Genomic DNA, 6,307 nt, shown 5'->3' on the forward strand with positions numbered 1-6,307 from the left:
CGGCTGTTGCACGCTCCGCGGGCGGTTCGGCGCCAGGGGGGTGGACGAGCTCGACGCGTGGGCGCATAAACTCTGCTGTCATGTCGAACCCTGATGAGCTGCTCGTCGCCATCTCCGCCGCGGTGGAGTCCGAGCGAAGCAATCAGATGTCGCTGACCGTGGTCGTCGGCGGCGCCGTCATCACCGGCCGGTTGGCCCCCGAGGCGGTATGGAGGGAGCGGGTGGCGGAAGTCCTGAAGGACTCGGACCGCCTTGGCCTGTTCTCCGACGTCTTCGCCCGCGGCCCGCGGGGATACCGGCCCGGCCGCGGCGAGATGCCGACGCATCTGCACTTCCATCTCGCCCGGATCCTGCAAGGCAGCCTCGGGATCCCGGAGACGGGCGGCATGTACCGGGTCGCGATCAAGGACGTCAGCGCGTGGACCGTGGGCGATCTCAGCTACTTCGACCAGTGAGGCGCCGCCCGGTTTCCTCTTCCGGCGGGCGTTTCCCGAGCGGACGGTGACATGGCGGTGGGGGCCCTGCCGACGCGTGTCGACAGGGCCCCCACGGGCTCAGGGCGGCTTGTGCCGGTCTCGGGACGGTCGCCGAAGGCCACGGACTCACCCGTGACGTGCTCGGGCCCGCCGCCCTTCGCCGAAGCCGGCACCCCGCCCTTGGTCCGCTCGGACGGACACCGGGCGACGACACGGCGCGTGATGCCTTCCAGGGACGTCGCGGGAGGGTGAGGGGCGGCCCCTGGCGAGCCGGATCAGCGCGAGAAGGGGAGTACGGCGGGAAGCCGGTTGTGCTCACCGACACGGCCGGCGCGGGCGCCGGGCGAGGGCAGCGCCCCGGTGAGGACGTCCCGCAGACGCATGCGGTCCGTGTACATGGGGCTGTCACGGAGGACGGCCAGCCGGACCTGGGTGACCGAGCCCGTGCTCTCGTCGTCCCCGTCACACACCGTTAGGTATGCGACCCGGGCACCCGCCATGACGGCCAGAGCCACCTCGACGGTCATGTCGTCGCACACCCGGGGGCCGTGTCCTTCGCTGTCGTCGAGTACGACGACGGGGGCGGGGTGCGGACCGCGGTACTGCGTCCGTGCGGGCGTCAAGGGCTTCTCCTTCGGTCGGGGCTGGTCGCTTCGACGGCGGTGCGCTTGTCCGGAGGCCGCGGGCCGCGGTGCTGCCCGGGACCGGGGCCGGTCTAGGCGGCCGAGTTGTTGCCGGGCTCCGGCCGAGCCCTGCGGCGCGCCTGCGCGCCCACGGGCCGGCCCTGGCCGGTGCGGCGCCGGCGGTCCCGGGACGTGGAAGCCGTACGACGCGGGCGCTCCACGACCGGCGCGGTGATGACCACCGGGACACCGGAGGGTGCCTGCGCGCCCGTGATGCGGCTCAGCTCCGCCTCGCCGGAGCGGACGGGGGTGACGCACGGGGTGATGCCGGCCGATGCCATCAGCCGGGTGACGCCGCGGCGCTGGGAGGGGGTCACCAGGGTGACGACGCTGCCGGTCTCGCCGGCGCGTGCCGTGCGGCCGCCGCGGTGCAGGTAGTCCTTGTGGTCGGTGGGCGGGTCCACGTTGACGACGAGGTCGAGGTTGTCGACGTGGATACCGCGGGCCGCGACATTGGTGGCCACCAGGACGGTGACGTGCCCGTCCTTGAACTGCGCCAGGGTCCGGGTGCGTTGCGGCTGCGACCTGCCGCCGTGCAGGGCAGCGGCGCGGACACCGCTGTCCAGCAGGTGCTTGGTCAGCCGGTCCACGGCGTGCTTGGTGTCCAGGAACATGATGACCCGGCCGTCCCGGGCCGCGATCTCGGTGGTCGTGCGGTGCTTGTCGGCGTCGTGCACGTGCAGGACGTGGTGTTCCATCGTGGTGACGGCACCGGCCGACGGGTCGACGGAGTGGACCACCGGGTCGGTGAGATAGCGGCGGACCAGCAGGTCGACGTTGCGGTCCAGGGTGGCCGAGAACAGCATGCGCTGGCCCTCCGGGCGCACCAGGTCGAGCAGGGCGGTGACCTGGGGCATGAAGCCCATGTCGGTCATCTGGTCGGCCTCGTCGAGAACCGTGATGCCGACGTCGTCGAGCCGGCAGTCGCCCCTGTCGATGAGGTCCCTGAGGCGGCCGGGTGTCGCGACCACCACCTCCGCGCCACCGCGCAGGGCACCGGCCTGCCTGCCGATGGACATGCCGCCGACGACGGTGGCGATCCGCAGCCGCACGGAACGGGCGTAGGGCGCGAGCGCGTCGGTTACCTGCTGGGCCAGTTCACGGGTGGGGACGAGGACCAGGGCCAGCGGCCGGCGGGACTCGGCGCGCCGGCCCGCCGTACGGGCCAGTAGCGCGAGGCCGAAGGCCAGGGTCTTGCCCGATCCGGTGCGCCCGCGACCGAGTACGTCGCGGCCGGCCAGGGAGTTCGGCAGGGTCGCCGCCTGGATCGGAAACGGCACGGTCACCCCCTCGTGGCCGAGCGTGGCCAGCAGCGGCGCCGGCATTTCGAGATCGGCGAACGACTCGACAGCGGGCAGCGCGGGCGTGTCCGTCTTCGGCAGCGCGAACTCTCCGCGCACCGGCTGCCGTTTTCCGTGACCGGTGGAGCGGCGCGGAACGCGGGAACGGTCTGCGGCGGAGCTTCCTCCGAAGCGGTCGTATGTGCGAGTGGTGCGTGTGCGATTGGGGCGCGTGGGGTTCATGCGGAACCTTCCTCGATGCGGGCGCGTATCAAGGAATTTCCGCAGCGGAATGAGCGGCGCAGAGAATCGCGAATACGGGCCGAAAACAGCGGGTTCGAATAACCCTGAAAATAAACGAGCTGGGGCCCGCACCCCAAGGTGCGGGCCCCAGCTACGAAGTATGCGTCAGCGTCGCTGCGTCAGGCGGGAACGATGTTCTCGGCCGTCGGGCCCTTCTGGCCCTGAGCGATGTCGAACGAGACCTTCTGGCCTTCCAGAAGCTCGCGGAAGCCCTGGGTGGCGATGTTCGAGTAGTGGGCGAAGACGTCGGGGCCGCCGCCGTCCTGCTCGATGAAGCCGAAGCCCTTTTCCGCGTTGAACCACTTCACGGTACCGGTAGCCATTTTGTTTCCCCTTCGGAGACGGTGTCAGGAATACGCCCTGTGCGTAGTCCGTGTCGCCGTGATGATCAGCCGTCGGAAAAACCTTCTGGCAACCACACCTGCAACTGATGACGACAATAGCACGTCGATGCCCGTCCTGCTGGACCCATAATTCCGTGCCGACTCTGATCGCAGGAATAGTTGCCGTGCGCTGCGGCGATTTCTTATGTCGTCACCACAGATATTTTCCGCGGGGGAGGCGCGTGCGGCCCATCAAGATGCGCCGCACAGGGCGGCAGACACGCCGCTCACCTCGCCTGGACCCCTCACCGAAAGGGGACAACAGGTGTCCGGTCCGGCTCCTAGTGTCGCGTTGTCGGCCTCCACGATCGAAGGGACACCAGGCCATGCGTATCGCGGTCACCACGCCCAACGGGAACGTCGGACGTCACGTCGTCGCCCTGCTGATCAGGGCCGGGCTTCGGCCGTTGGTCCTCGCCCGTGACCCCGGCCGGCTCGATCCCGGGGTGCGTCACGAGGTCGATGCCGTCGCGGTCGACCAGCGGGACCCGGAGGCGGTCGTCGCGGCCACCGCCGGGGTCGACGCCCTCTTCTGGGTCGACCCCCCGACCACGGGCGCGGACCCGCTCGGCGACTACGCGCAGGCCACGGCGAGCGTGGTGAGCGCCGTACGCGCCAACGGCATCGGGCGGACCGTCTTCCAGAGCAGCGTCGGCGCCGAACTGCGCCACGGAGCCGGTGAGATCGACGGCCTCGCCGGCACCGAGACCGCCCTGGACGCGCTCGGCGCCACGGTCACCCACCTGCGCTGCGGCTACTTCTTCAGCAATCTGGAGTCCCTCCTCGATGCCATCCGGGCCGGCACGATCCCGGTGATCCTTCCGCTGGACCAGCCGCTCGCCTGGGTCGCGCCGCGCGACATCGCCGAGGTCGCCGTGGGGCGCCTGCTGACGACCCACTGGTCCGGCCGCCATGTCCAGGCGGTCCACGGCCCCGCCGATCTCACCTGGCGCCGGGCCGCGGAGATCGTGTCCGCCGCCGTCGGCCGCCCTCTACGGGTCGAACGCGTGGGCGACGACGTGATGCGGCACCTGCTGCGCGCGTCCGGCATGACCGACGGCCTGGTCGAAGCGGTCATCGGCATGTCGACCGGCCTGCGGGACGGCTTCGTACCGGAACAACCCCGCACCGTCCGCACCACCACCCCCACCACCCTGGCGTCCTGGGCCTACGACGTCCTCCGGCCTCTGATCTGACGGACGGGGGGCCGCCCGGTGGTCGTCACCTACTCCGCTGCGCAGCGCGCACGGCTGCTGGTGCGAGCGAAGCCGACCCGTGCCGTGCGTCGAGCGGACCTGGAACAGTCGTGGCTGGACGTCGGTCGCGAACTTCGCCGCCTGGTCCATGCGGACGCGCGCCTCGGGGTGGGCGAGCATCGCCCGGTAGTGGTCCTCGGAATCCCACTGGGCGTAGTTGATGACGCGCTCCCCGTCCTCGGAGGCGTGGAAGTCGGCGCAGCTGAAGCCGGGTTGGTGCTTCATCGTCTCCTCGGTGGCGCGGGCGAGCAGGGCGATGAGTTCGTCCTGGCGGTCCGGGGCGACGGTGAAGACGTTGAGGAGTGTGGCCACGGGGCGGGTCGTGCCGATGGTCGCGGTGACGGTCGTCATCGTGCTTCTCCTTGACGACGACGCCCCGGCCGGCGGGGGAGGGGTGCGTGGCCTGCGTCCAACCGTGGTGGCGGTAGAAGGACATGGCCCGGACCGACCGCGGGGAGGTCACCAGCCGGCAGCGGCCCCCCCCCGGGGCGTCCGCAGTGACCGTCTCCAGGAGGCGGGCCGCGAGGCCGGTGCCCCGGGCGGGGTGGCGGACGGTGAGTTCGTCCAACTCGCGTGCGCCGACCAGCCAGTCGGAGGTGCGGTCGGGGCCCAGCCCGGCGGCGGCCTGCGCGTGACAGCGGTCGTCGGGGAAGTAAGCGGGGGTGGTCCAGGCCGTGGCGAAGCCGAGCAGCTCCCCGTCCCGTACCGCTGTCGCGGCGACGCCACCGCACGCCCCCGCAGCACCAGGCCGGATGGTGTCGTGGCCGCGACCACCACCCGGCCCGGAGCCCTCACACGGGCAGCGTCACCGCGCCGTCCTGGTCATGGGCGCAGGTGTCATGGGCTCCCTGGATGTCCCAGAAGGGGAAGGGGTCCGCGCCGCCGGTCCACTCACCGTCCAGGAGGCAGCCCTCCAAGGCGGTGCGCAGCGCGGTCGGATCCAGTTCCGTGCCGATGAACACCAGTTCCTGGGCGTGCTGTTGGGGCAGCTCCGCGTCGTCGGTGCCGGCCGGCTCGAAGCGGGCGACGCCGCCCGCCTGGGACCACAGCCCCGTCACCCCGGCGCGTCCGGCCAGCGTGAAGAAGCCCTTGCTGCGCAGCACCCTGCCGAACTCGCCGCTGTCGAGCCGCTCGGTGACCAACTCCCAGAGCCGGCCCGGATGGAAGGGCCGCTCGGCACGGAACAGGGTGGACGAGATGCCGTACTCCTCCGTCTCGGGGACGTGGTCACCGTTGAGCTCCCGTACCCAGCCCGGGGACAGCTGTGCTCGTTCGACGTCGTAGCGGCCGGTCCCGAGCACCTCGCGGGCGGGTACCCGTCCGCGTACGGCGTCCAGCAGCCGTGCGCCCGGATTGAGCCGGGCCAGGATGCCGCGCAGGCGATCGGCCGACGCGTCGTCGACGAGATCGAGCTTGTTCAGGACGATCACATCGGCGAACTCGACCTGGTCGACGAGCAGATCGCTCACGGTGCGCTCGTCGTCCTCGTACGGCGCGAGGCCGCGGGCGGCGAGGTCGTCGCCCGCGCTCAGTTCGCCGAGGAAGCCCGCCGCGTCCACCACGGTGACCATGGTGTCGAGCCGGGTGAGGTCGTCGAGCGTCGCTCCGTCGTCGCGTGCGAAGGAGAAGGTGGCGGCCACCGGCATGGGTTCGGAGATGCCGCTCGACTCGATCAAGAGGTAGTCGAACCGGCCCTCCAGGGCGAGGCGTTCCACCTCTTCGAGGAGATCGTCCCGGAGCGTGCAGCAGATGCAGCCGTTGGTCATCTCGACCAGCCGCTCCTCCGTACGGGAGAGCGCGGCCTCGCCCCCGCGCACCAGCGCGGCATCGATGTTGATCTCGCTCATGTCGTTGACGATCACGGCGACCCGCAGTCCCTCGCGGTTCGCCAGCAGATGGTTGAGCAGGGTGGTCTTGCCCGCGCCG

The 6,307-nt window shown here is 71.1% G+C and carries 6 protein-coding genes and 2 pseudogenes; 2 read left to right on the forward strand and 6 right to left on the reverse strand.

Features of this window, described 5'->3' with window-relative positions; all coding sequences use genetic code 11:
- Window positions 1-80 precede the first annotated feature (80 nt).
- On the forward strand, window positions 81-455 hold the full coding sequence (locus CCN72_RS19320; protein WP_085567811.1) for a hypothetical protein: 375 nt from the start codon (window positions 81-83) through the stop codon (window positions 453-455).
- A gap of 296 nt (window positions 456-751) precedes the next feature.
- Here the strand turns inward: CCN72_RS19320 and CCN72_RS19325 are convergent, their stop codons facing one another.
- The 3 genes from CCN72_RS19325 to CCN72_RS19335 all read right to left on the reverse strand — a co-directional run bounded on the left by CCN72_RS19325 (window position 752) and on the right by CCN72_RS19335 (window position 3,065).
- Entirely contained in the window at window positions 752-1,099 is a 348-nt protein-coding gene (locus CCN72_RS19325) for a hypothetical protein (RefSeq protein WP_086808601.1), read from the reverse strand.
- Between the two features lie 92 nt (window positions 1,100-1,191).
- Window positions 1,192-2,682, reverse strand: coding sequence for a DEAD/DEAH box helicase (locus tag CCN72_RS19330; protein WP_208638042.1), 1,491 nt, complete (start codon window positions 2,680-2,682; stop codon window positions 1,192-1,194).
- A gap of 179 nt (window positions 2,683-2,861) precedes the next feature.
- Window positions 2,862-3,065 carry a cold-shock protein gene (locus tag CCN72_RS19335; RefSeq protein ID WP_030648194.1) on the reverse strand — a complete coding sequence of 68 codons (204 nt, stop codon included), beginning with the start codon at window positions 3,063-3,065 and terminating at the stop codon, window positions 2,862-2,864.
- Between the two features lie 386 nt (window positions 3,066-3,451).
- Between CCN72_RS19335 and CCN72_RS19340 the strand changes: the two genes are divergently transcribed.
- Entirely contained in the window at window positions 3,452-4,321 is an 870-nt protein-coding gene (locus tag CCN72_RS19340; RefSeq protein WP_086808602.1) for an NAD(P)H-binding protein, read from the forward strand.
- Window positions 4,322-4,537: 216 nt separating this feature from the next.
- On the opposite strand, the pseudogene CCN72_RS40640 reads toward CCN72_RS19340, so the two are convergent.
- From CCN72_RS40640 to CCN72_RS19355, 3 genes and pseudogenes are all read right to left on the reverse strand, one after another.
- Window positions 4,538-4,732 (reverse strand): annotated as a pseudogene (locus CCN72_RS40640) (antibiotic biosynthesis monooxygenase); the annotation flags it as partial.
- A gap of 13 nt (window positions 4,733-4,745) precedes the next feature.
- Window positions 4,746-5,108 (reverse strand): annotated as a pseudogene (locus CCN72_RS19350) (GNAT family N-acetyltransferase); the annotation flags it as partial.
- Window positions 5,109-5,172: 64 nt separating this feature from the next.
- Window positions 5,173-6,307: GTP-binding protein (locus CCN72_RS19355; protein ID WP_086808603.1), on the reverse strand; the 1,135-nt coding region annotated here is incomplete at its 5' end.

Origin of the sequence: Streptomyces murinus (genome assembly GCF_002154555.1) — a bacterium.
Taxonomy (GTDB): domain Bacteria; phylum Actinomycetota; class Actinomycetes; order Streptomycetales; family Streptomycetaceae; genus Streptomyces; species Streptomyces murinus.

Bases quoted from the DNA above. Each gene is read 5' to 3' on its own strand.
- CCN72_RS19320 (WP_085567811.1), top strand. From the start codon at position 81: ATGTCGAACCCTGATGAGCTGCTCGTCGCCATCTCCGCCGCGGTGGAG.
- CCN72_RS19335 (WP_030648194.1), bottom strand. From the start codon at position 3,065: ATGGCTACCGGTACCGTGAAGTGGTTCAACGCGGAAAAGGGCTTCGGC.
- CCN72_RS19340 (WP_086808602.1), top strand. From the start codon at position 3,452: ATGCGTATCGCGGTCACCACGCCCAACGGGAACGTCGGACGTCACGTC.
- CCN72_RS19330 (WP_208638042.1), bottom strand. From the start codon at position 2,682: ATGAACCCCACGCGCCCCAATCGCACACGCACCACTCGCACATACGAC.